Here is a 21,987-nt window from a genome sequence, read left to right as displayed (position 1 = left end):
GGAATGATACCCATGAGCGCAACGGTCGAATTCGCAAGGATGAACGGGCTTGGCAACAAGATCCTGGTCGTCGACATGCGCGGGCGGCCGGACAAGGTGACGCCTGCGGCGGCGATCGCGCTCAATGCCGATCCCCATACCGAGTTCGACCAGATCATGGCTATCCATGATCCGAAGGCCGAAGGCACCGATGCCTTCATTGATATCCTGAATTCCGACGGCTCGAAGGCGCAGGCCTGTGGAAACGGCACGCGCTGCGTCGTGCAGGCGCTTGCGGCCGAAACCGGCAAGAAGGCCTTCACCTTTCAGACGGTCGCCGGCATCCTCAACGCCGTCGAGCACGAGGACGGGACGATTTCCGTCGATATGGGCCGCCCGGTCTTCGATTGGAACAAGATCCCGCTGGCGGAAGAATTCCACGATACGAGCCGCATCGAATTGCAGATCGGCCCGATCGACGATCCGGTGCTGCATTCGCCTTCCGCCATGTCGATGGGCAATCCGCATGCGATCTTCTGGGTGGACAAGGACGTGATGTCCTATGATCTCGCCCGTTTCGGGCCGCTGCTGGAAAACCATCCGATGTTTCCCGAGCGCGCCAATATCACACTGGCGCAGGTGACATCGCCGACTTCAGTGACGACGCGCACCTGGGAGCGCGGCGCCGGGTTGACGCTCGCTTGCGGTTCGGCCGCCTGCTCTGCCGCCGTCAGCGCGGCGCGCACCGGGCGCACCGGCCGCAAGGTGTCGATCAACGTTGCAAGCGCCAGGCCGCCGGCGACGCTTTCCATCGAGTGGCGCGAGCGTGACGATCACGTCATCATGACCGGCCCAGCCGAATGGGAGTGGTCCGGCCGGGTCGATCCTTCGACTGGTCTCTGGTCGCGCGACGATAGCCGGGAGGCCGGGGCGCAGTGAGCGGTATCGAGGTCATTACCTTCGGCTGCCGCCTCAACACATATGAATCCGAAGTGATGAAGGCGCAGGCCGAGAAGGCCGGGCTCAACAATGCCATTCTGGTCAACACCTGTGCCGTTACCGGCGAGGCCGTGCGCCAGGCCCGCCAGGCGATCCGCCGTGCGCGGCGCGACAATCCGCATGCCCGCATCATCGTCACCGGCTGCGCCGCGCAGACGGAAAAAGAAACCTTTGCCGAAATGGTCGAAGTCGATGCGGTGCTCGGCAATGAGGAGAAACTCGCGAGCGCCTCCTATCGCAGCCTGCCGGATTTCGGCGTTTCGGCCGAAGAGAAGCTCCGCGTCAACGATATCATGAGTGTCAAGGCGACGGCGCCGCAGATGGTCAGGCATATCGACGGCCATGTGCGCGCCTTCATCCAGGTGCAGAACGGCTGTGACCACCGCTGCACCTTCTGCATCATTCCCTATGGCCGCGGCAACTCCCGCTCCGTCCCGATGGGCGCCGTGGTCGACCAGGCGCGTAAGCTCGTCGACAGCGGTTATCGCGAAATCGTGCTGACCGGGGTCGACGCCACCAGCTACGGCGCCGATCTGCCCGGTGCGCCGACGCTCGGACTTCTGGCGAAGACGCTGCTGAAGCAGCTCCCCGATATCCGGCGGCTCAGGCTTTCCTCGATCGACAGCATCGAGGCCGACGCCCATCTGATGGACCTCATCGCCGACGAGCCTCGCTTCATGCCGCATCTGCATCTGTCGCTGCAGCATGGCGACGACATGATCCTGAAGCGAATGAAGCGCCGGCACTCACGCGCCGATGCGCTGCGTTTCATCGAGGATGCGCGCCGTCTTCGTCCCGAAATGAGCTTCGGCGCCGATATGATCGCCGGTTTCCCCACAGAAACCGAAGAGATGTTCGCCAATACAATACGGTTGGCTGAAGAGGCTGGCATCGCGCATCTGCACGTTTTCCCCTACAGCCCGCGTCCCGGCACGCCGGCAGCCCGCATGCCGCAGCTCGACCGGTCGCTCGTTAAGGATCGCGCCGCACGGCTGCGCGCCACTGGACATAGGCTGCATCAATCCCATCTCGATGGCATGGTCGGAACCCGGCAGTGGCTGCTTGTCGAAAACAACGGCCTGGCGCATACGGAAAACTTCACGCTGGTCGCAGCCGCCGGCCTTCGTCCCGGCGAACTTGTACCGGCCACGATCACTGGCCACAATGGCAAGCATCTCGACATGCAATTGACGGCCGCAGCGGCCTGACTTTCACGGAATCCCCATGGCGCTCAGTTTCATCAAAAAGGTCTTCACCTTCGGCAAGCCGGCTGAGGAGCCCGTGCGTGACGCCGTGGAAAGGGAGCTCGAGCCGCGCTCGCGCGATGAGGATCTGCCGGTTGCGGATGATCCTGTTCTTCCCGAGGAAATGGACACGGCCGGCGGGCCGGCGGCGGATATTGATGACGCGTCAGTAGAGCCGGAGCCTGCCGAGGCTGAAACCGAAGTGCTGCCGCCGGCCGACCATCTGGGCGACATGGGCGTCGTGCCGTTGTCGCTGCTGGAGGCCGAGGCGGAAGCGGAGGAAGGCACCCCCCTGCCCTGCCGGGCATCCCCCCCACAGGTGGGGGGACTAAGCGCGCGGAAGCCGATCGCCCGACAATCGATGACGAAGATCACCCCGGTGCCTCGCAGGATTCAGTAGATGCGACGCAAGACATCGCCGCGAGTTTCCCCCCACCTGTGGGGGGGATGCCCGGCAGGGTAGGGGGGAGGCTGCGGACGGCGACACCTCGGCCGAAACTCCTTTGCCATCATCGGAGCCGATGGAATCGGCGCCTGTCGTTGAACCGGCTCTGCCCAAAGGCTTCGCCACCGGTCCCAGGATACTCGAACCGGAGCCGGTTGCGCCGCAGCCGAAGCTCAGCTGGTTCCAGCGCCTGCGCAACGGTCTTGCGCGCACCTCCTCGCAGCTCACCAGCCAGATCAGCGCGCTCTTCACCAAGCGCAAGCTCGACGACGAGACGCTGCAGGATCTCGAAGATTTGCTGATCCAGGCCGACCTCGGCGTCGAGACGGCGCTGCGCGTCACCGACACGCTCGCTTCGGAGCGCTACGGCAAGGATGTCACCGGCGAGGATGTCAGCCGGATCATGGCGTCCGAGATCGCCAAGGTTCTGAAGCCGGTCGCCAAGCCGCTGCAGCTCGACCTGTCGCACAAGCCGCATGTCATCCTCGTTGTCGGCGTCAATGGCACAGGCAAGACGACGACGATCGGCAAGCTTGCGGCGAAGCTCTCGGGCGCCGGGCTGAAGGTGATGCTCGCCGCCGGCGATACGTTCCGCGCGGCGGCGATCGAGCAACTGAAGATCTGGGCCGAGCGGACCAATTCCGAATTCATCGGCACCAAGCTCGGTGCCGATGCCGCCGGCCTTGCTTATGACGCTTTCGAACAGGCGAAGGCAAAAAAATGCGACGTGCTGATCGTCGATACGGCCGGCCGCCTGCAGAACAAGGCTGAGTTGATGGCCGAACTCGAGAAGATCGTGCGCGTGCTCGGCAAGCTCGATCCCGACGCGCCGCACACCGTGCTGCAGACACTCGACGCGACGACCGGGCAGAACGCGCTGAGCCAGGTCGAGATCTTCCGCAATGTCGCCGGCGTCAACGGACTGATCATGACCAAGCTCGACGGCACGGCGCGAGGCGGCATTCTCGTTGCGATCTCCGCCAAGCACAAGCTGCCGGTCTATTTCATCGGTATCGGCGAGGGTGTGGACGATCTGGAGCCGTTCGAGGCCGAGGATTTCGCCCATGCCATTGCCGGTCTTGGGCAATGATGTCACAGATATGCCGCCGAAGGCGTGCAGGGCACGGCTAAGCAGGTTCCAGGAAAGACAGGTTTGAAGAAAGCATGAGCACCGAAAGCGATATCACGCCGAGCGCGGCCGACCGGCATCATCCGATGCTAAAACTGGCGCTGGAACTCGGGCCGCTGCTGATCTTCTTCTTTGCCAATCTGCGCGGCCAATGGCTGGTCGAGAAGTTTCCGGCTTTGTCGGAGCTTGGCGGCCCCCTGTTCGTCGCAACCGCGCTCTTCATGGGGGCGACGGTCATTTCGCTGATCGTTTCAAAGATCGTGCTCGGCCATCTGCCGATCATGCCCTTTGTATCAGGCATCGTCGTCGTCATCTTCGGCTCGCTGTCGATCTGGCTGCAGAACGAGACCTTCATCAAGATGAAGCCGACCATCGTTAACGCGCTCTTCGGGGTCGCCCTGCTCGGGGGGCTCGCCTTCGGCCGGTCGCTGCTCGGCTATGTTTTCAACGCCGCCTTCCAGCTCGACGCCGAGGGCTGGCGCAAACTCACTATCCGCTGGGGCATCTTCTTCCTCTTCCTTGCGGTGCTCAACGAGGTCGTCTGGCGCAATTTCTCTGATGATACCTGGGTCGCCTTCAAGGTCTGGGGCACGATGCCGATCACTATCATCTTCACGCTGGCGCAGATGCCGCTGGTGCTGAAGCATAGCCTCAACCCGGAAACGGACGGCGAAAAGTGAGCGCTGCGGACGCCGAATACCGGGTAAGGCACCAGTCCTTCTGGTTTGTCGCCTGCCTTATGGTTCTCATCGTCCAGATCGTCGCCGAATATCTGATGGGCCGCCTGCCGATCTGCGCCTGCGGCTATGTCAAGCTGTGGGAGGGCGGGGTCAATACCAGCGGCAATTCGCAGCATTTGTCGGATTGGTATACGCCGTCGCACATCAACCACGGCTTCCTCTTCTATGGGCTCAGCCATCTGCTTCTGCGCCGCAAGCCGCTGATGGCGCGTCTGCTCCTGGCGCTCGTCATCGAGTCCGGCTGGGAACTGCTGGAAAACTCCCCTCTCATCATCGACCGCTACCGCACGGCGACGATCGCGCTCGACTATTACGGCGACAGCATCCTGAATTCGGCGATGGACACCGTCTTCATGTGCATCGGCTTTTTCTTCGCATCGCGCGCGCCGGTGGCGCTGACAGTTGCGATCGCCATATTCTTCGAGATTTTCACGGGTTATATGATCCGCGATAATCTGACGCTCAACGTGCTGATGCTGATCTGGCCGGTTGAGGCGATCAAGGTCTGGCAGGGCGGAGTTTAATCCGCATTTGGCGAGAAGACCCCTCCCCAACCCCCCTCCCCACAAGGGGGAGGGCTTGAGTGCCGCGCCCGACGTTTTCCACTTCACCGATTCATCCGCAGAAAGGTTGCTGCTTGGCACCATACAGTGCGCCAAGTTAGTCCCTCCTCCTTGTGGGGAGGGGTTGGGGAGGGGTTTTCTTGGAGAAGCTCTTACGAGGCCGGCTTCCCCAGCGCCTTTTCCATCGCCGGGTATAGCCCTTCCTTCAGGCTGGCATCGTCGAAGGGGCCAACGCGCTTGTAGAGGATCGTGCCGTCGGGGGCGACGAGGTAGCTTTCCGGAATGCCGTAGACGCCCCAGTCGATCGCCGCCTTGCCGTTCGGATCGATGCCGATGGCGTGGTACGGGTTGCCGAGTTCGCCGAGGAAACGCAGCGCGTTCTCGTTCTGGTCCTTGTAGTTGATGGCGACGATGTTCAGCCGTCCGTCCTTCGCGAGTTCCTTCAAAACAGGATGCTCGTCGCGGCAGGGGACGCACCAGGAGGCGAAGACGTTGACGAGGGTGAGCTTGCCCTTGATCGCGGCATCGGTCAGCGCCGGCAGGTTCGCACCGTCGAGCGGCGGAAGGGCAAGCGCCGGCGCCTTGGTGCCGATCAGGGCGGAGGGGATTTCAGTGATGTTCTTGCCGTGAAAATCCTGGTCGTAGAGCATCTTTGCGGCCGTCGCCGCGATGCCGCCGAAGACGATGAGCGGCAGCAGCGCCAGCGCATAGCTGCCAAATCCACGCGGCCTGGCGGTCTCGGTTTCTGACGTTTCGCTCATTCGCCATCCCTTGCGCGCGCCGACCGGCGGCGGATGCCTGCGGCTTCTAGGCTCGCGAGTTCCCTGCGGCGCGCACGGCCGTCAGCCCAGGTCCATAGGATGACCGCGGCAGTCACGAAGGCAGCGAAGCCATAAGATGCGTAAACATAAAAGCTATGCGTCACGGCCTATTCCTCCCGGCTCGCCGTGCGGGCGGCGAGGCGACGCTGCGCGGCGATGCGGCGACGCCAGATCTCGTTCCTCATCGCCATAATATGCAGCGTGAAAAAGAGCAGGGTGAAGGCGATCGCCATGACGAAGAGCGGGCGCAGGAATTCCGGATCGATCGCCGGGCCATCGAGGCGCAGCACGCTTGCCGATTGATGGAGCGTGTTCCACCACTCGACCGAAAACTTGATGATCGGGATGTTGACGAAACCGACGAGGATGAGCACGGCGGAAACGCGCGCGGCCTTCGATGGATCGTCGATGGCGCGGGTCAGCGCAATCAGGCCGAGATACATCAGGAAGAGAACGAAGACGGAGGTCAGGCGCGCATCCCAGACCCACCAGGTGCCCCACATCGGCTTGCCCCAGAGCGAGCCGGTGACGAGCGCTAGCAGGGTAAAGGCGGCACCGAGCGGGGCCGCGGCCTTGGCCGATACATCGGCGAGCGGATGGCGCCAGACCAACGTGCCGATCGCAGAGACGCTCATGATCGTGTAGCACATCATCGAAAGCCAGGCCGATGGCACGTGGATATACATGATGCGCACGGTCTCGCCCTGCTGGTAATCGCCTTCGGTCGAGAAGCTCAGATAGAGGCCGATGGCAAAACAGAGGGCGGTGACGCCGGCCATCCAGGGAATGACGCGCGCCGCCAGCGCCAGAAACCGCGTCGGGTTGGCGAGGTCGCTGAATTTACTGATGGCAAGGTTCGTTTCGCTCATGTCCGCTTCCTTACCTTGATCCGGCTTTTCCCGCAATCGAATGGCCCATCAATCCGCCGTGTTTCGCAGCGCAAGGGCGGCCGCCGCCGGGCCGATGACTGCGAAGAAGAGCGTGAGCGCGATGAGGATGAGGAAGGGCGGCAGGAACGGTGCGGGATCCTCGACCGCGGCATAGGTAGCGCTGACGCCGAAGATCAGCACGGGAATCGTCAGCGGCAGCACGAGGATCGAGACCAGCAGGCCGCCGCGGGGAAGCGCTACGGCGACGGCAGCGCCGACGGCGCCGATGAAGGTGATGGCGGGTGAGCCGACGAAGAGCGTCAGCATGGTCGCGCCGATCGCCGTCTCGTCCATGTTCATGAACAGGCCGAGCAGCGGCGAGGCGATGACCAGCGGCAGGCTGGTGGCCGTCCAGTGAGCGAAGCATTTGACGAGCACGGTGAGGACCAGCGGCGTTTCCTGCATCAGCATCAGGTCGAGCGAGCCGTCGTCGCGCTCGGCCTGGAACAGACGGTCGAGGCCAAGAAGGGCGGCGAGCAGCGCGCCGATCCAGACGATGGCCGGGCCGATACGCGAAAGCAGTTTGAGATCGGGGCCGACGCCGAAGGGGATAACGGCAACGATCGTGAGGAAGAACAATACGCCGATCAGAGCGCCACCGCCGGCACGGATCGAGAGTTTGAGGTCGCGGAGAAAGAGGGCGGTCATGCGGGGCGGCTCTCTGCATGTGCGGTGGACGGGGCACCCCCCTCTGCCCTGCCGGGCATCTCCCCCACAAGGGGGGAGATCAGCTGGGGGCGCCCTCTTGCCCCAATCAAACGCCGCAGATGGCTGCAGCCGCTCGGGGCACGATCAAGATTTCGCAAAGCCGGTGCATCTTGCCGATCTCCCCCCTTGTGGGGGAGATGCCCGGCAGGGCAGAGGGGGGTAGCGACACTGCAAACCATCATCCCCACACCCCATGATCCACGCCGGCAAAGCCCGTCATCTTCAATTCCTGCACATTCGCCAGTTCCAGCGGCTGGTGCGTCGCCGCGAGCACGATGCCGCCTTCTGCCAGGTGTGTTTCGATCAATCCCGCAAGCAGCTGGTCGGCGCTCGCATCCAGTGCCGCTGTGGGTTCGTCGAGGATCCAGACGGGGCGGTGGGCGACCAGCAGTTTGGCGAAGGCGAAGCGGCGCTGCTGTCCGGCGGAGAGATAGCCGAAGGGAAGATGGGTGATTCCCGAGAGGCCGACGGCTTCGGCTGCGTCCTCGATGGGAAGACCCGCGGCGTCCGGGTTGCCGAGAAAGGATCGCCAAAAATCCAGATTCTCTACAACCGTAAGTTCACTCTTCATCGCATTTCGATGGCCGAGGTAGTGGCTGACCTCGCCGGGATGCCGGCCTTGCGTGCTCCCTTCTTCGCGTAAGATGACAGTGCCTTTTTCCTGCTTCAGGAGGCCGGCCACGACACGCAGCAAGGTGGACTTTCCCGATCCATTTCTGCCCGTGAGGACAAGGGCTTCACCGGCCGCCAAGTGAAAGGAAATATTAGCGAAAATTAAATCCTCACCGCGCCTTGCAGCCAGATTTTCGGCGGTGAGATGCATGCGTCGGCTCTTTCTTCTTTTCGGCTTCCGGAGGGCTCAAAAAATCTCGGATTTTGACCGTGTTCGGGTATGGCAAGTTTTTAGGAAATTATCTATAAGACCTGCAACCACGCCAGCGGTCGGCGTGAATTTCATCCTTGCGCCGAACTTGGAGCGTCTGCTCCACGTGCGGACAGCGGAAATGGCCGTACCCGCATCCTGATGTGCATTAAGTGCATAGGCGTTCGCACGACTGTGTTGGCTATCAGAACGGGGTCTCTCGTGTCTAAATCTCTTGACAGTTTCAATTGTCGTTCCACGCTTTCCGTGAACGGGAAGGACTATGTCTATTACAGCCTGCCCAAGGCTGAGGCAAACGGTCTGGCCGGCGTATCGAAGCTTCCCTATTCGATGAAGGTGCTGCTCGAAAACCTGCTGCGCTTCGAAGACGGACAGTCGGTCACCAAGGAGCACATCCTGGCCGTTGCGGAATGGCTGAACAATAAGGGTGCGGTCGAAAACGAAATCGCCTATCGCCCGGCGCGCGTGCTGATGCAGGACTTCACCGGCGTTCCTGCCGTCGTCGATCTTGCCGCGATGCGCGACGCGATGGTGTCGCTCGGCGGCGATCCCGAGAAGATCAACCCGCTCGTTCCCGTCGACCTCGTCATCGACCACTCCGTCATCGTCGATGAATTCGGCACGCCGCAGGCTTTCGCCAAGAACGTCGAGCTCGAATATCAGCGCAACGGCGAGCGCTACCGTTTCCTGAAGTGGGGCCAGCAGGCTTTCAAGAATTTCCGCGTCGTGCCTCCCGGCACCGGCATCTGTCACCAGGTTAACCTCGAATATCTCGGCCAGACCGTCTGGACCAAGGACGAGGACGGCGAGACGATCGCTTATCCGGACACCTGCGTCGGCACAGACAGCCACACGACCATGATCAACGGCCTCGGTGTTCTCGGCTGGGGCGTCGGCGGTATCGAAGCTGAGGCCGCCATGCTCGGCCAGCCGGTTTCGATGCTTCTGCCCGAAGTCATCGGCTTCAAGCTGACGGGCAAGCTGAAGGAAGGCGTGACCGCGACCGATCTCGTTCTGACCGTCGTGCAGATGCTGCGCAAGAAGGGCGTCGTTTCCAAGTTCGTCGAATTCTTCGGTCCGGGCATGGACAACATGCCGCTCGCCGACCGCGCGACGATCGGCAATATGGGTCCGGAATACGGCGCGACCTGCGGCTTCTTCCCAGTTGACGGCGAAACCATCAACTACCTCACCATGTCCGGCCGCACGCATGACCGGATCGCGCTCGTCGAAGCCTATTCGAAGGCACAGGGCATGTGGCGCGAAGGTGATGGTTCGGACCTCGTTTTCACCGACACGCTGGAACTCGACCTCGGCGACGTCGTTCCGTCGATGGCCGGCCCGAAGCGCCCGGAAGGCCGCATCGCACTCGAAAACATCGCTTCCGGCTTCGCCGGCTCGATGGAAGCCGACTACAAGAAGCCCGGCCAGCTTTCCAACCGCTATGCGGTCGAAGGCACGGATTTCGATCTCGGCCATGGCGATGTCGCGATTGCCGCCATCACCTCCTGCACCAACACCTCCAACCCTTCGGTTCTGATCGCTGCCGGCCTTCTCGCCCGCAACGCCGTCGCCAAGGGCCTAAAGACCAAGCCGTGGGTCAAGACCTCGCTGGCGCCGGGATCGCAGGTGGTCGGCGAATATCTCGCCAAATCAGGCCTCCAGGCCGACCTCGACAAGCTTGGCTTCAACCTCGTCGGCTTCGGTTGCACGACCTGCATCGGCAACTCCGGCCCGCTGCCGGCGCCGATCTCCAAGACGATCAACGACAAGGGCCTCATCGTTTCCGGCGTGCTCTCGGGCAACCGCAACTTCGAAGGCCGTATTTCTCCCGACGTCCAGGCGAACTATCTTGCCTCGCCGCCGCTCGTTGTCGCCTACGCGCTCGCCGGCACGGTGCAGAAGGACCTGACCAAGGAGCCGATCGGCGAAGATCAGAACGGCAACCCCGTCTACCTGAAGGACATCTGGCCGACCTCGCACGAGGTGCAGGAATTCATCCAGAAATACGTCACCCGCGAGCTCTACGAAACCAAGTATGCCGACGTCTTCAAAGGCGATGAGAACTGGCAGGCGGTCAATGTTCCGGCCGGTCAGACCTATGCCTGGGACGATCAGTCGACCTACGTCCAGAACCCGCCCTATTTCGTCGGCATGGGCAAGAAGGGCTCGGGCGTTGCAGACATCAAGGGTGCTCGCGTCCTCGGCCTGTTCGGCGACAAGATCACCACCGACCATATTTCTCCGGCCGGTTCGATCAAGGCGGCATCGCCCGCCGGCGCCTACCTCATTGGTCACGACGTTGCCGTTGCGGACTTCAACCAGTACGGCACGCGCCGCGGCAATCATGAAGTGATGATGCGCGGCACATTCGCCAATATCCGCATCCGCAACCATATGCTCGGCCCGAACGGCAAGGAAGGTGGCTACACCATTCACTATCCGTCGAAGGAAGAGACCTCGATCTACGACGCCGCCATGCAGTACAAGGCCGAAAGCGTGCCGCTCGTCATCTTCGCCGGTGTCGAATATGGCAACGGCTCTTCGCGCGACTGGGCTGCCAAGGGCACCAACCTGCTCGGCGTCAAGGCGGTGATCGCCCAGTCCTTCGAGCGTATCCATCGCTCGAACCTGGTCGGCATGGGCGTCATCCCCTTCGTCTTCGAAGAGGGCACGACCTGGCAGAGCCTCGGCCTCAAGGGCGACGAACTCGTTACCATCGAGGGGCTCGACAAGATCAAGCCGCGCGAGAGGAAGATCGCCAAGATCACCTATGGCGACGGCTCCGTGAAGGAAGTTCCGCTGCTGTCGCGTGTCGATACGCTCGACGAGGTGATCTACCTCAACAATGGCGGCATCCTGCAGACGGTTCTGCGCGATCTCGCTGCCTGATTTTTAAGAAACGTGACTGATAATGGGCCGCCGGAAAGCAGTTTCCGGCGGCTTTTCTTTGCGGCGAGTGTATTCGGCCGGGTTCACGATGATTTGTTTTACCCGGGTTCCGGCCAGGCTACGTCTCACCCGTTCGTGACTTTTCGTTTGGACCCGGAAGGATTATTCGTACGTTCATATCTCAGAGCCTCCGGTTCAAACACGCTGTCGGCGCTGAAAAAGAGGTGCAGGTGAATGTCCCCCCGTTTTGTGATTCCGCTGATCGCCGGCATTGTTCTCGCAGGCCCGCTGCAGGCCGAAGACGGCACGCCGAAAGGTGTCGTCGAGCTCTTCACGGCGCAGGGCTGCTCCTCCTGTCCTCCGGCTGACGCCGCCTTCCGCAAGCTAGTGAGCCAGGGCGATGTCATCGCGCTCGCCTATCATGTCGATTACTGGAATTATCTCGGCTGGGCCGATACGCTGAGCTCCAAGGAAAATACCGAGCGGCAGTACGGCTATGCCAGGACGATGGGCCGCAGCAATGTCTATACGCCGCAGGCGATCGTCAACGGACGCGGCCATCTGGCGGGCTCCGATCTCAGCGGGATCAACAGCAAGATCGATACCTACAGCAGCGAAGGCAACGGGCTGACTATTCCCATCAGCGCATCGATGCGCGGCGACGAGCTGGAGATCAAGATCGGCGCGGGGCAGGGCAAGGCCAATGTCGTGATGGTCTATTTCGACAAGGAAAAGACGATCGATGTCGAAAAGGGCGAAAACAGCGGTAAGAAGATTTCCTATCTGCACAGTGTCACGAATGTCGAAACGGTCGGCATGTGGGACGGCAAGGCGACCAATCTGACGCTGCCGGCGAGCGTCCTGCAGCGGCCGCAGCTCGAGGGCTGCGCGATTCTGCTTCAGTCGGCGACCGCAGACGGCGATCCGGCGGCGATTCTCGGCGCGACTGTGGTGATGGCTGGAAAAAATATATGAGATTTCATCCGGTTACGGATGAAATGCCGGGCGGCCCGGCCGAGCGTATTCGGGGCTGGGGTTAAGGTCGATACGCTCCGCCGGGCCCTTTGGCGCGCTGGCGCCAAACCGGGATGCATAATTCTCCTGCAAATGAGGCGCTGTTTTGACTGAAATGCGGCACGGGAGGAGAAAGCGTCGTTCCTCCCCAGCGCATTGAACACGTGGCTGCGGTGCGGCCGAATGTGACGGGCGGCGCTCTTGCAATTTATGGCGGCTCGGGCACACTGTCACTCTCCTGTCACAAGCGGAGGCCTTGGGAGACTGATGACAGATCAGCCGGATTTGCGACACGGCGAAAGCCGCTCCGTCGACAATAGTTCCTCAGTCGTCGTCGATCTCAGGGAATACAAGCAACGCAAGGACCCGGTTCCGGTGACCTTCCATCGGCGCGAGCTGGACGCAATCCTCTGGATCTACGGCCGCATGGTTGGCGAGGGCGAGTGGCGCGACTATGCCATCGATCACCTGAAGGACAAGGCGGTCTTCTCAGTCTTCAAGCGCTCCGGCGAGATGCCGCTCTTTCGTATCGAGAAGAACCCGAAACTCGCGGCCAAGCAGGGCGCCTATTCCGTCATCAACGTCAACGGCATGATCCTGAAGCGCGGGCACGAGCTGAACCAGGTCCTCAAGGTGTTCGACAAGGTTCTCAAGCTGGTGGACAAATAGGTCCTGTCAGCCCGCAAACAGCGTGCCGGGATAGGCTGACGGATCAGGGTCCGTCGCCATACCCTCGCCGAGGGCGCGCTGCATGAGCATCGTGTCGAGCCAGCGGCCGTGCTTATAGCCTGTGCCCTTCATCAGGCCGACCTCCACAAAGCCTGCCTTGAGATGAAGCGCGATCGAGGCGGGGCTTGCGCCGCCGATAACGGCCACCATCTGACGAAAACCGAGGGCGGTGCAGCGGTCGATCAGCGCGGCCATCAATGCTTTGCCGATGCCCCTGCCACGTGCTTCGGGGGCTAGGTAGATGGAATCCTCGACCATCCAGCGATAGGCCGGACGGGTGCGGAAGGGCGAGGCATAGGCGTAGCCGAGGAGGGTTCCGTCAGTATCGGCTGCGGCGATATAGGGATATTGCTGGCCGACGATCGCTAAAAAACGCTGCATCATTTCCGCCTCCGAAGGCGGCGTGATCTCGTAGCTCGACGTGCCGTTCAGGACGGATTCACGATAGATATCGGTGATGGCGGGGATATCGGCTTGCGTGGCGTCGCGCAGGAGGAAGGACATTTCGGCGGCTGATCCATCGGGAGGAGAAGGCTTTTCTAAAACCATTCCTTCGAAATCCGCGCAATAAAAAAGGCGGCCGAAGCCGCCTTTTCGATTTAAGCGTGCCTGCTTATCTGCGGTTGCCCATGAACTGCAGCAGGAACATGAAGAGGTTGATGAAGTCGAGATAGAGCGTCAGGGCACCCATGATGGCCTTGCGGCCGGCCATAGCGACGTCATCGGCTTCATAATAGAGCTCCTTGATCCGCTGCGTGTCGTAGGCGGTCAGCGCTGCGAAGATCAGAACGCCTGCTACCGAGATCGCGAAGTGCAGGGCCGATGAAGCCAGGAAGATGTTGACGATCGAAGCGATGATCACGCCGAACAGACCCATGATCATGAACGAACCCATCCCCGACAGGTCGCGCTTCGTCGTGTAGCCGTAAAGCGACAGCGCGCCGAAGGAGGCGGCAGTCACGAAGAAGGTCTGGACGACACTCTGACCGGTATAGACCAGGAAAATCGACGAGAGCGACAGGCCCATCAGCGCGGCATAGATCCAGAAGGTCGTCTGGGCGGCGGATACGCTCATGCGGCTGATGCGGAAGCTCAGGAAGAAGACGACCGCAAGGGGCGCAAGCATGACGATCCAGCGCAACTGCGACCGGAACAGAAGCTCGCCGAACTGGGTGAGCTGATTGTCCTGAACAGCGAAGTTGAATGTGAGATATGCGGCTACACCGGTGATCGCCAGACCCAGCGCCATCAGGTTGTAGACCTTGAGCATATATGCGCGCAGGCCTTGATCAATCATCTCGCCGGTCTGAGCGCGGCTTTGATAGTTACGAAGATCAGCCATAGTTTCCTCTTACAAGCTCCGATGGAAGTACGGTGTCGGGTTCTCGACCCGGGCGCCGCTGCGGAGCTCCAGCATGCCTGCCGACAATATGAGGCTTTCGCCGATTGCAAACAAGGGGTTTGCCAAGGCCTGGCCGGTTAAATCGCCGTAAGGTGAAGGCATTTTGGAGGTGCTATTGGCTCAAAGCTCGCGCAGGACAGGTGCTGCCTTTTGCCCAAGGATGCGCCAGGTGCCGATCAGGCCGATGCCGACGGTGAGCACGAGTGCGGTCACGAGCGTCAACCCTGCCACATCGGGCAGGAAGGCGGAGGGCAGGCGCATGATGCGGGCGACGATGAACCAGGCGGCAACGGCGCCGGCCATCAGCGCAAAGATCGCGGTTGCAAGTCCGAGGATCAGATATTCGTAGCTGAAGGCGCGGATCAGCATGGCGCGGGTGGCGCCGAGCGTCTTCAGCACCACCGCATCATGCGTGCGCGCCCGGTTTCCGGCTGCAAGCGCGCCGGCAAGGACGAGGATCGAGGCGACGAGGGCGACGGAGGCTGCGGCGCGGATCGCCGTTGCAAGCTCTGCGACCAGCTGGTTGACGATATCGATCGCGTCCTTGACGCGGACGCTGGTGATCGTCGGATAGGTGTTGGTGACGGATTTCAGGATCGCCGCGTCCTCCGCCGGTGTCGAGAAGGGATCGGTCAGCGTTGCCAGCCAGGCGTGCGGGGCGCCGCGGAAGGTGTTCGGCGAGAAGACCATGACGAAATTGATCGACAGCGATTCCCACTCGACGCGGCGCAGATTGGCGATCTTGGCTGTGATGTTGCGGCCGAGCACGTTGACGGTCACGGTATCGCCGATCTTGAGGCCGAGTTCCTGCGCCTCCTGCGAGGAGAAGGAGACCAGCGGCTCGCCGCTGTAATCCTTGTCCCACCAATTGCCCTCGGTAAGGGCGGCGTTTTCCGGCAAGGTATCGGAATAGGTGATACCGCGATCGCCGTTCAGCACCCAGCGACCGGCGGCCGGCACGTTCCTCTTGGCGACGTCCTCTCCGTTGAAGGCGATGATCCGGCCGCGCAGCATCGGCACTTCCATCAGCTTGCCCTTCGGTGCCTGCGCCTGGACAAGACTCCGGAAAGCGTCGACCTCGGCGCTCTGGATATCGACGAAGAAGAAGTTCGGAGCGCCCTCGTTCATGCGGCCGGTCAGTTGCTGGCGCAGGTTTCCGTCGATCAGGGTCAGCGTCACCAGCAATGCCAGGCCCAGGCCAAGCGAGAGCACGACCGACGGCGTCAGCGCGCCGGGGCGGTGGATGTTGCCGATCGCAAGCCTGAGCGCCGGCGAGTTGACGCGCGGGCTGCGGCGCGCGAGCCAGGCGATCGCTGCTGCGACGAGCCGCAGGACGACGAAGGCGAAGACGATCGCACCGACGAAGACGACGGCGATGAAGCGGTCATAGGCAGTGAGGACGGCAAGGCCGGCAAGGGCCGCCATGAAGATGGCGGCGAGCAGGATATAGGGCCAGGAGGGCAGGTGGCGGGCCTCGAAGCCCTGCTCGCGGAAGAGCGCCGTCGCCGGCACTTCGCGGGCATGGCCGAGTGGCAGGATGGCGAAGGCAAGCGTCGTCAGGACGCCGAAGAGTGTCGCGAGCAGCAGGGCGCCGGGATAAAGGGTCGGCGTCGTGGAGACCGGCAGGAACTGGGCCAGGAACTGCGCAGCGAATATTGGCGACAGGGCGCCGATGACAAGGCCGATCGCAATGCCGCCGAGCGCAATCATGGCGATCTGGAAGAGATAGATCAGGACGACGGTGGCGGCCGGTGCGCCAAGGCATTTGAAGGTGGCGATGGTGGTGCGCTTTGAATCGAGAAAAGCGCGCACGGCATTGGCGACGCCGACGCCGCCGACGATCAGCGCGGTCAAGCCGACCAGCGTCAGGAACTGCGAGAAGCGGGTGATGTTTTCGGTGAGCGAGGGTGCGGCGCGGTCGCTGGTGCGGATCGCCCAGCCGGCGGAGGGGAATTCCTTGGTGGCGCGCGCCTGAATGCCCGACATCGCGCCCTTGTTTTCCAGCCGGATCTTGTAGGCATGCTCGACCAGACTTCCCGTCTGGATCAGTCCCGAGGCTTCGAGCGCCTTGCGGCTGACGAGCAGACGCGGCGCAAAACCGAAGCCTTCCGACAGTGCGTCCGGCTCGGTCTTCACCGTGCCAGTGATGCTGAGCTTGACGTTGCCGAGCAGCAACTCGTCGCCGACCGAAAGCCCGAGCCGGTCGAGAAGCAGAGGGGCTGCTACAGCGCCGTAGGTGCCGCCTTCGCCTGAAAGCAGTGCCGCAAGCGGATAATCCGGCTCGGCTGCGAATTTGCCGTAAAGCGGATAGGCGTCGTCGACCGCCTTGACCTCGACCAGCGCCTGGTCGGAACCGTCAGGCTTGCGTGCCATCGAGCGCAGGCCGGTCGAAACCGAGACGGTGCCGAGGCTTTGGAGGAAACTCATTTCCTGCGGCGTGGCTTCGCGATTGTTGAGCTCGAAGCGAACGTCGCCGGCCAGCAGCTCCTGGCCCTGCGAGGCGATCGTGTCGGTGATCGACTGAGAAACCGAATTGACGGCGGCGATCGCGCCGGTGCCGAGCGCGATGCAGGCAAGGAAGATGTAGAACCCGCGAATGCCGCCGCGCAGCTCGCGAAGCGCCAGGCGAAAAGCGAGCGAAACGCGCGGCGTGACGATCCTCATGCGAAAACCGCCTCGCTGTGGCGGGCGGCACTATCGCCTTCGATCCTGCCGGAGCGGACACTGATCTGGCGCGAGCAGCGGTTTGCAAGCGAGATGTCATGGGTGACGAGAAGCAGGGTCATGCCGCGCTCGGCCTGCTTGGCAAACAGGAGATCGGCGATCTGGCGGCCGGTCTCGGTATCGAGATTGCCGGTGGGCTCGTCGGCGATCAGCAGGGCGGGCGAGGGGGCGAGCGCTCTTGCGATCGCCACGCGCTGCTGCTCGCCGCCGGAAAGCTGGCCGGGATAGTGGTTTAGTCGCTCGCCGAGGCCGACGGAATTCAGCTCGCGATGGGCGATATCGAAGGCGTTGCGGACATTGGCGAGCTCCAGCGGCACGGCGACGTTTTCCAGCGCCGTCATGTTGGCGATCAGATGGAAGGACTGGAAGACGATGCCGATGTTGCGGCCGCGGAAATCGGCGACCTGATCCTCGCTGAGGCTGTGAAGCGGCGTGTCGTTGATGTTGATCTCGCCGCTGTCGAGCTTTTCCAGCCCGGCAAGCACCATCAGCAGCGTGGATTTGCCCGAACCGGAAGGGCCGACGATGCCGACGGATTCACCGGCGGCGATGTCGAGATCGATACCCTTCAGCACATGGACGGAGGCGGCGGCACTGCCAAGGGTCAGATCGGCGCCCTTCAACTCGATGATGGTTTTTGCCAACAGAAATCGCCCTATATAAGTCCTTAACGGAATGGCCGCATGACGGCACCTCGCCAATCTAGGGAAAGCAGGATGAGATTTAAAGTTGCCGCCCTTCAATTCACCGTCATTGCCGTCTCGCTGATACTTGCGGCTGGAGCGAATGCACGGACGATCAATCTGGTCGGATTTGGGGACAGCCTGATGGCGGGCTATCAGCTGCCGCCCGGCGACGGCTTTCCGGAAAAGTTGCAGGCGGCCCTGAAGGCGAAGGGGCTTGACGTCGCGATCGCCAATGCCGGTGTTTCGGGCGACACGACGACAGGAGGCCTTGCCCGCATCGATTGGTCTGTTCCCGACGGCACTGATGGCGTTATCCTGGAACTCGGCGCCAACGATGCATTGCGCGGCATCCCTCCCGAAGAGAGCGAAAAGAATCTCGACCAGATGATTACTCGGCTAAAGGAACGAGGGGTTGCCGTGCTGCTCGTCGGCATGATGGCGCCGCCGAACATGGGGGCGGACTATGCTGCGCGTTTCAATCCGATCTACCGGGAACTTTCGGAAAAACATGGGGTCCCGCTCTATGCCTTCTTCCTCGACGGTGTGGCGCTGGATGCGGGGCTAAAACTCGAGGACGGAATGCATCCGAACGCTAGAGGCGTCGAAGTCATGGTCGGGAAGATCGAAGCCGATGTCACAAATTTCATCGGGACGATTTCTACTGTGAAGAAATAGGGGCTTGCGCGGTCGTTGATTGCGTGATTCCGTGTGAGCACCTGCAAAAGATTCGGGGAGTGCTCGTTATGCCGAGACTGTTTACCGCCCTCGAAATTCCGCGCAATGCGGCAATGAGCCTTTCATTGCTGCGCGGTGGCCTCCCCGGAGCACGATGGATCGATGTGGAGAATTACCACATCACCCTGCGCTTCATCGGTGATGTCGATGGCCGGACGGCCGATGAAATCGTTGAACGCCTCGACCGGATCGACCGGCCGGAATTCCAGTTCCGGCTCGAAGGTATCGGTTCCTTCGGTTCGAAGAAACCGCATTCGGTCTGGGCCGGCGTCTCGCAATCGCCGGAAATGTATGCCCTCCAGGCCGAAATCGAGCGCATCTGCCAGCGCATCGGCCTACCGCCGGATCCTCGCAAATTCATGCCGCATGTAACGCTGGCACGGCTCAAATCCTCGCGCCTCGACGACGTCGTGCAATATTTGTCAGGACGCGGCAATTTCCACACCGCGACTTTCACGGCGCCGCGTTTCGTGCTGCTCTCGTCGCGCGAATCGGTTGGCGGTGGGCCTTACCTCACCGAGGAAGTATTTCCACTGCACGAAGCGCGCTCGACGCCCAGCGTTTCAAGCAGATTGCTGCAGCCGGTCAAGAGCCTGGTATAGACCAGCTCGAAACCGTCTTGGCCGCCGTAATAGGGATCGGGGATATCTTCTCCGGTTCCAAGGGCGGTATCGCCGAAGAGACGGATATTTGCCTCGGGCGGCGCGATGCTGCCAAGCGCCGCCACGTTGGCGCGGTCCATCGCCAGTATCAGATCAAAATCCTTGAAATCCGTCGGACGGATGCGGCGGGCACGCTGCCCGGATATATCGACGCCATGACTTTTGGCGACGGCGATCGAACGCTGGTCGGGCGGATCGCCTTCATGCCAGCCGCCGGTGCCGGCGGAATCGATCGTAAAATGGCCGGCAAGGCTCGCCTGCGCGACGAGATGGCCAAAAATTCCTTCCGCGAGCGGAGAACGGCATATATTGCCCATGCAAACGAACAGGATGCTGATGCGTTTCATCGGTAGATCCGTCGGATAGATAGGAGGAACATGGCATGAAATGGGAAAGACTGGAACGGGCAGCGGCCGAGGCTGAACTGACCAAACTTGCGGGCTGGACGCTCAACGATGGAGCCTCCGCGATATCGAAGACCTTCAAGTTTTCCAATTTCATCGAGGCTTTCGGCTTCATGACGGAAGCAGCGATTACGGCTGAAAAGCTCAACCACCATCCCGAATGGTTCAATGTCTATTCCAAGGTGGAGGTGACGCTGAACACGCATGATGCCGGCGGACTGACGGAGCTGGATTTCAAGCTCGCCAGGGCGATGGAAAAGGCGGCGGCGCGACGCGCCGCTTGAAAGCGGGGCCGATTGAAAGCCGAGACGCCATCACCATATGTTCGCATGGACGAAAGGATAGAGGGATGGACGACGTCAAATTCGGGGAAATCCTGTTGCCGGGCGACGAGGACACACAGAGCCGCCGGGAAAAGACCGTGCGGCAGAAATTCTGGCCGACCTTCCGGCGGGCTGTACGGCAGATTCCGTTTTCCCGTGATGTTGTCGCTGGTTTCTACTGTGCGCTCGATCCGCTGACGCCGACCAAGGTACGTGGTGTGCTGCTCGCGGCGCTCGCCTATTTCGTCATGCCGATCGACATGATCCCCGACGTTTTCGCCGTCATCGGTTTTTCCGACGACATTGCCGTGCTCTCGGCCGCCTTCGCCATGGTGCGCGGCCATATTCGGCCGATCCACTATGAGGCGGCTGACCGGGTTCTCGCCGATGGGCCGGAAGAGACGATGAGAACGATCTAAAGCGCGCTGCGCTCTAGATCCCTGGTTTTGCGCATGTCGTTTTCCAAAAACCGCTGCACAGTTTTGGGCGGCGTGCTTTAGGCGATCTCCTGCTCCAGCACTTTCCGGAGTTTGCCGAAGGCAAGCCGGATGCGCGATTTCACCGTGCCGAGCGGCAGCCCGGTCGCCTCGGCGATCTCCGAATGCGATTGACCGAGGAAGAAGGCGGCGCGGAGCATGTCGCGCTGTTCTTCCGGCAGCTGGCCGACGGCAGCGCGTATCTTGGCGTCCCGGTCGTCGTTGGCGATCATTTCATCCGCGCCGATCTCGGCCGGCGGTTGCAGGGCCGGGTCGGTTTCGTCGAAGGTGTGGGTGTTGGTGCGGCGCTGCAGGTCGATCCGGCGGTTGCGGGCGATGCGGAAAAGCCAGGTCGAAAGCGAAGATCGCGTGGCATCGTAGAGAGCGGCCTTGTGCCAAAGCACGATCATGATCTCCTGTACCAGTTCCTCGGCCTCGGCGTTCGTCATTTTCTGGCGCAGCAGCCAGGCCTTCAGGCGCGGCGCGAAATAATCGAACAGGATGGAAAAGGCCTGCTGGTCGCGATCCCTGGCGACGGCCTCCGCGAGGGCAGCGAAACGCTGTCTTTCCTCGGCATCCATGTCCTCTCACGAGCCCCCTGCGGCGAAAATTTCGTCCCGGATTTCCAAGTCTTAATGAGGTACACGGAATTGGGAAAGGTCAAACTCTTGCCTGAATCTTTGTGTCTTAAATTCAGCCGAACGGACGGTCGGTGCCATCGCGACAAGATGGCACGACAGATCCCGTCGAAGGGGCCAAAATTGACACCCGAGTTGAAATGACACAGGCAGATACAAATCGCAGCTATTGTTGACCATTTGGTAACCTGAATTAAGTCAAAATAAAGCAGATCGTGATTATGCGCTGCCCGCTATGATCGCTTCGGGCCTTGAATCGCAAGAACCGGCAGGAATCCATGTTTGTAAAAAGTATCGTATCAGCTCTCGCACTCACCCTTGCTATGACAGGAGTGGCGGCAGCGCAGCAGCCTGCGACCGCAGCCGCGCCGACTCGTATTCAGCAGTTCCAGGCCTGGGGCGCCTATTCCTACAAGTCGGGCAACAGCACCGTCTGCTACGTCCTGTCCGTACCGACGGCAAAACAGCCGGCAAGCGTCGACCACGGCGATAATTTCTTCATCGTCTCGCAGCGCCCCGGCCAGAACATCTCGTATGAGCCGCAGGCGATGATGGGCTATACGGTGAAGGAAAATTCGAAGATCAACGTCGTCATCGATAACAAGACCTTCGTGATGTTCACCAAGGACAAGGCTGGCTGGGTCGAGAACGCCGCCCAGGAACCGGCCCTCGTCGCGGCGATGAAAACGGGTCATTCGATGACGGTGAATGCGGTTTCGCGCAAGGGCACCGGCACCTCCTACAGCTATTCGCTCTCGGGTATCTCCGCCGCGCTGAAACAGATCGAAACCTGCAAATAAGCAGGATTTCGTCGATAGAGTTCAAAAGGCCGGCCTTGCGCCGGCCTTCGTTATTTCCATCT

General features: G+C 61.5%; 23 protein-coding genes and 1 pseudogene. 13 read left to right on the top strand and 11 right to left on the bottom strand.

All coding sequences use genetic code 11. The features are described from left to right. Positions 1-12 precede the first annotated feature (12 nt). From dapF to NE852_RS20785, 5 genes and pseudogenes are all read left to right on the top strand, one after another. Positions 13-918 carry a diaminopimelate epimerase gene (gene dapF / locus NE852_RS20805; RefSeq protein WP_008528145.1) on the top strand — a complete coding sequence of 302 codons (906 nt, stop codon included), beginning with the start codon at positions 13-15 and terminating at the stop codon, positions 916-918. Next, positions 915-2,186 (top strand): tRNA (N(6)-L-threonylcarbamoyladenosine(37)-C(2))-methylthiotransferase MtaB, encoded by a 1,272-nt coding sequence (mtaB, locus tag NE852_RS20800; protein WP_258156032.1) that lies wholly within the window; start codon positions 915-917, stop codon positions 2,184-2,186. The genes dapF and mtaB overlap by 4 nt, the downstream gene beginning before the upstream one ends. 16 nt (positions 2,187-2,202) lie before the next feature. Further along, positions 2,203-3,757 (top strand): annotated as a pseudogene (gene ftsY / locus NE852_RS20795) (signal recognition particle-docking protein FtsY). Positions 3,758-3,831: 74 nt separating this feature from the next. Next, the gene (locus NE852_RS20790; RefSeq protein ID WP_008528141.1) at positions 3,832-4,476 is read left to right on the top strand and encodes a septation protein A; all 645 of its coding nucleotides are present in this window, start codon (positions 3,832-3,834) and stop codon (positions 4,474-4,476) included. Continuing rightward, on the top strand, positions 4,473-5,060 hold the full coding sequence (locus NE852_RS20785) for a DUF2585 domain-containing protein (RefSeq protein ID WP_008528139.1): 588 nt from the start codon (positions 4,473-4,475) through the stop codon (positions 5,058-5,060). Before NE852_RS20790 ends, NE852_RS20785 begins: the two co-directional genes overlap by 4 nt. A gap of 191 nt (positions 5,061-5,251) precedes the next feature. Here the strand turns inward: NE852_RS20785 and NE852_RS20780 are convergent, their stop codons facing one another. The 5 genes from NE852_RS20780 to ccmA all read right to left on the bottom strand — a co-directional run bounded on the left by NE852_RS20780 (position 5,252) and on the right by ccmA (position 8,380). Beyond that, positions 5,252-5,860 (bottom strand): DsbE family thiol:disulfide interchange protein, encoded by a 609-nt coding sequence (locus tag NE852_RS20780; RefSeq protein WP_008537114.1) that lies wholly within the window; start codon positions 5,858-5,860, stop codon positions 5,252-5,254. Further along, a complete protein-coding gene (ccmD, locus tag NE852_RS20775; protein ID WP_258156031.1) occupies positions 5,857-6,024 on the bottom strand; it encodes a heme exporter protein CcmD in 168 nt (55 codons plus the stop codon). Before ccmD ends, NE852_RS20780 begins: the two co-directional genes overlap by 4 nt. Positions 6,025-6,027: 3 nt before the next feature. Further along, positions 6,028-6,789: a heme ABC transporter permease gene (locus NE852_RS20770; RefSeq protein ID WP_258156030.1), complete on the bottom strand. Its 762-nt coding sequence runs from the start codon at positions 6,787-6,789 to the stop codon at positions 6,028-6,030. A 48-nt stretch (positions 6,790-6,837) separates the two neighbouring features. Continuing rightward, positions 6,838-7,497, bottom strand: coding sequence for a heme exporter protein CcmB (gene ccmB, locus NE852_RS20765; protein WP_008528128.1), 660 nt, complete (start codon positions 7,495-7,497; stop codon positions 6,838-6,840). 238 nt (positions 7,498-7,735) lie between these two features. Continuing rightward, a complete protein-coding gene (ccmA, locus tag NE852_RS20760) occupies positions 7,736-8,380 on the bottom strand; it encodes a heme ABC exporter ATP-binding protein CcmA (RefSeq protein ID WP_008528126.1) in 645 nt (214 codons plus the stop codon). A 261-nt stretch (positions 8,381-8,641) separates the two neighbouring features. Between ccmA and acnA the strand changes: the two genes are divergently transcribed. From acnA to NE852_RS20745, 3 genes are all read left to right on the top strand, one after another. Further along, entirely contained in the window at positions 8,642-11,332 is a 2,691-nt protein-coding gene (gene acnA, locus NE852_RS20755) for an aconitate hydratase AcnA (protein ID WP_008528124.1), read from the top strand. 234 nt (positions 11,333-11,566) lie between these two features. After that, positions 11,567-12,307, top strand: coding sequence for a thioredoxin family protein (locus NE852_RS20750; protein WP_008528123.1), 741 nt, complete (start codon positions 11,567-11,569; stop codon positions 12,305-12,307). 306 nt (positions 12,308-12,613) lie between these two features. After that, positions 12,614-13,015: a DUF2794 domain-containing protein gene (locus NE852_RS20745; RefSeq protein ID WP_008528121.1), complete on the top strand. Its 402-nt coding sequence runs from the start codon at positions 12,614-12,616 to the stop codon at positions 13,013-13,015. Between the two features lie 6 nt (positions 13,016-13,021). Here NE852_RS20745 and NE852_RS20740 read toward each other — a convergent pair whose 3' ends face one another. The 4 genes from NE852_RS20740 to NE852_RS20725 all read right to left on the bottom strand — a co-directional run bounded on the left by NE852_RS20740 (position 13,022) and on the right by NE852_RS20725 (position 17,845). Next, entirely contained in the window at positions 13,022-13,579 is a 558-nt protein-coding gene (locus NE852_RS20740; RefSeq protein WP_008528120.1) for a GNAT family N-acetyltransferase, read from the bottom strand. 109 nt (positions 13,580-13,688) lie between these two features. Then, positions 13,689-14,417 carry a Bax inhibitor-1/YccA family protein gene (locus tag NE852_RS20735; protein ID WP_008528117.1) on the bottom strand — a complete coding sequence of 243 codons (729 nt, stop codon included), beginning with the start codon at positions 14,415-14,417 and terminating at the stop codon, positions 13,689-13,691. A 180-nt stretch (positions 14,418-14,597) separates the two neighbouring features. Continuing rightward, a complete protein-coding gene (locus NE852_RS20730; protein WP_008528115.1) occupies positions 14,598-17,141 on the bottom strand; it encodes an ABC transporter permease in 2,544 nt (847 codons plus the stop codon). Beyond that, positions 17,138-17,845: an ABC transporter ATP-binding protein gene (locus NE852_RS20725; protein WP_008528113.1), complete on the bottom strand. Its 708-nt coding sequence runs from the start codon at positions 17,843-17,845 to the stop codon at positions 17,138-17,140. Before NE852_RS20725 ends, NE852_RS20730 begins: the two co-directional genes overlap by 4 nt. Before the next feature lie 72 nt (positions 17,846-17,917). On the opposite strand from NE852_RS20725, the gene NE852_RS20720 reads away from it, so the two are divergent. Continuing rightward, positions 17,918-18,562, top strand: coding sequence for an arylesterase (locus tag NE852_RS20720; protein ID WP_008528112.1), 645 nt, complete (start codon positions 17,918-17,920; stop codon positions 18,560-18,562). Between the two features lie 68 nt (positions 18,563-18,630). Beyond that, positions 18,631-19,224, top strand: a complete 594-nt coding sequence (gene thpR, locus NE852_RS20715) for an RNA 2',3'-cyclic phosphodiesterase (protein WP_008528110.1) — start codon at positions 18,631-18,633, stop codon at positions 19,222-19,224. On the opposite strand, the gene NE852_RS20710 is transcribed toward thpR, so the two are convergent. Beyond that, positions 19,131-19,631, bottom strand: a complete 501-nt coding sequence (locus tag NE852_RS20710) for a low molecular weight protein-tyrosine-phosphatase (RefSeq protein ID WP_128623549.1) — start codon at positions 19,629-19,631, stop codon at positions 19,131-19,133. The genes thpR and NE852_RS20710 overlap by 94 nt on opposite strands. A 35-nt stretch (positions 19,632-19,666) precedes the next feature. On the opposite strand from NE852_RS20710, the gene NE852_RS20705 reads away from it, so the two are divergent. Then, positions 19,667-19,972, top strand: coding sequence for a 4a-hydroxytetrahydrobiopterin dehydratase (locus NE852_RS20705; RefSeq protein ID WP_008528108.1), 306 nt, complete (start codon positions 19,667-19,669; stop codon positions 19,970-19,972). A 65-nt stretch (positions 19,973-20,037) separates the two neighbouring features. Then, the gene (locus NE852_RS20700) at positions 20,038-20,430 is read left to right on the top strand and encodes a YkvA family protein (protein WP_008528107.1); all 393 of its coding nucleotides are present in this window, start codon (positions 20,038-20,040) and stop codon (positions 20,428-20,430) included. A gap of 77 nt (positions 20,431-20,507) precedes the next feature. Here NE852_RS20700 and NE852_RS20695 read toward each other — a convergent pair whose 3' ends face one another. Further along, positions 20,508-21,068, bottom strand: coding sequence for a sigma-70 family RNA polymerase sigma factor (locus NE852_RS20695; protein ID WP_008528106.1), 561 nt, complete (start codon positions 21,066-21,068; stop codon positions 20,508-20,510). A gap of 335 nt (positions 21,069-21,403) precedes the next feature. Here NE852_RS20695 and NE852_RS20690 point away from each other — a divergent pair, with 335 nt between their 5' ends. Next, positions 21,404-21,925 carry an invasion associated locus B family protein gene (locus NE852_RS20690; RefSeq protein ID WP_037171803.1) on the top strand — a complete coding sequence of 174 codons (522 nt, stop codon included), beginning with the start codon at positions 21,404-21,406 and terminating at the stop codon, positions 21,923-21,925. Positions 21,926-21,987 lie beyond the last annotated feature (62 nt).

It is taken from the genome of Rhizobium sp. Pop5 (assembly GCF_024721175.1).
Classification (GTDB): Bacteria; Pseudomonadota; Alphaproteobacteria; order Rhizobiales; family Rhizobiaceae; genus Rhizobium.
This window is presented reverse-complemented; position numbering and strand designations above follow the sequence as displayed.

What these genes read in the sequence shown, in the direction of transcription:
- dapF (WP_008528145.1), top strand. Translation starts at nt 13, where the DNA reads ATGAGCGCAACGGTCGAATTCGCAAGGATGAACGGGCTTGGCAACAAG.
- NE852_RS20790 (WP_008528141.1), top strand. Translation starts at nt 3,832, where the DNA reads ATGAGCACCGAAAGCGATATCACGCCGAGCGCGGCCGACCGGCATCAT.
- NE852_RS20780 (WP_008537114.1), bottom strand. Translation starts at nt 5,860, where the DNA reads ATGAGCGAAACGTCAGAAACCGAGACCGCCAGGCCGCGTGGATTTGGC.
- NE852_RS20770 (WP_258156030.1), bottom strand. Translation starts at nt 6,789, where the DNA reads ATGAGCGAAACGAACCTTGCCATCAGTAAATTCAGCGACCTCGCCAAC.
- ccmB (WP_008528128.1), bottom strand. Translation starts at nt 7,497, where the DNA reads ATGACCGCCCTCTTTCTCCGCGACCTCAAACTCTCGATCCGTGCCGGC.
- ccmA (WP_008528126.1), bottom strand. Translation starts at nt 8,380, where the DNA reads ATGCATCTCACCGCCGAAAATCTGGCTGCAAGGCGCGGTGAGGATTTA.
- NE852_RS20750 (WP_008528123.1), top strand. Translation starts at nt 11,567, where the DNA reads ATGTCCCCCCGTTTTGTGATTCCGCTGATCGCCGGCATTGTTCTCGCA.
- NE852_RS20745 (WP_008528121.1), top strand. Translation starts at nt 12,614, where the DNA reads ATGACAGATCAGCCGGATTTGCGACACGGCGAAAGCCGCTCCGTCGAC.
- NE852_RS20740 (WP_008528120.1), bottom strand. Translation starts at nt 13,579, where the DNA reads ATGTCCTTCCTCCTGCGCGACGCCACGCAAGCCGATATCCCCGCCATC.
- NE852_RS20735 (WP_008528117.1), bottom strand. Translation starts at nt 14,417, where the DNA reads ATGGCTGATCTTCGTAACTATCAAAGCCGCGCTCAGACCGGCGAGATG.
- NE852_RS20730 (WP_008528115.1), bottom strand. Translation starts at nt 17,141, where the DNA reads ATGAGGATCGTCACGCCGCGCGTTTCGCTCGCTTTTCGCCTGGCGCTT.
- NE852_RS20720 (WP_008528112.1), top strand. Translation starts at nt 17,918, where the DNA reads ATGAGATTTAAAGTTGCCGCCCTTCAATTCACCGTCATTGCCGTCTCG.
- thpR (WP_008528110.1), top strand. Translation starts at nt 18,631, where the DNA reads ATGCCGAGACTGTTTACCGCCCTCGAAATTCCGCGCAATGCGGCAATG.
- NE852_RS20710 (WP_128623549.1), bottom strand. Translation starts at nt 19,631, where the DNA reads ATGAAACGCATCAGCATCCTGTTCGTTTGCATGGGCAATATATGCCGT.
- NE852_RS20705 (WP_008528108.1), top strand. Translation starts at nt 19,667, where the DNA reads ATGAAATGGGAAAGACTGGAACGGGCAGCGGCCGAGGCTGAACTGACC.
- NE852_RS20700 (WP_008528107.1), top strand. Translation starts at nt 20,038, where the DNA reads ATGGACGACGTCAAATTCGGGGAAATCCTGTTGCCGGGCGACGAGGAC.
- NE852_RS20695 (WP_008528106.1), bottom strand. Translation starts at nt 21,068, where the DNA reads ATGGATGCCGAGGAAAGACAGCGTTTCGCTGCCCTCGCGGAGGCCGTC.
- NE852_RS20690 (WP_037171803.1), top strand. Translation starts at nt 21,404, where the DNA reads ATGTTTGTAAAAAGTATCGTATCAGCTCTCGCACTCACCCTTGCTATG.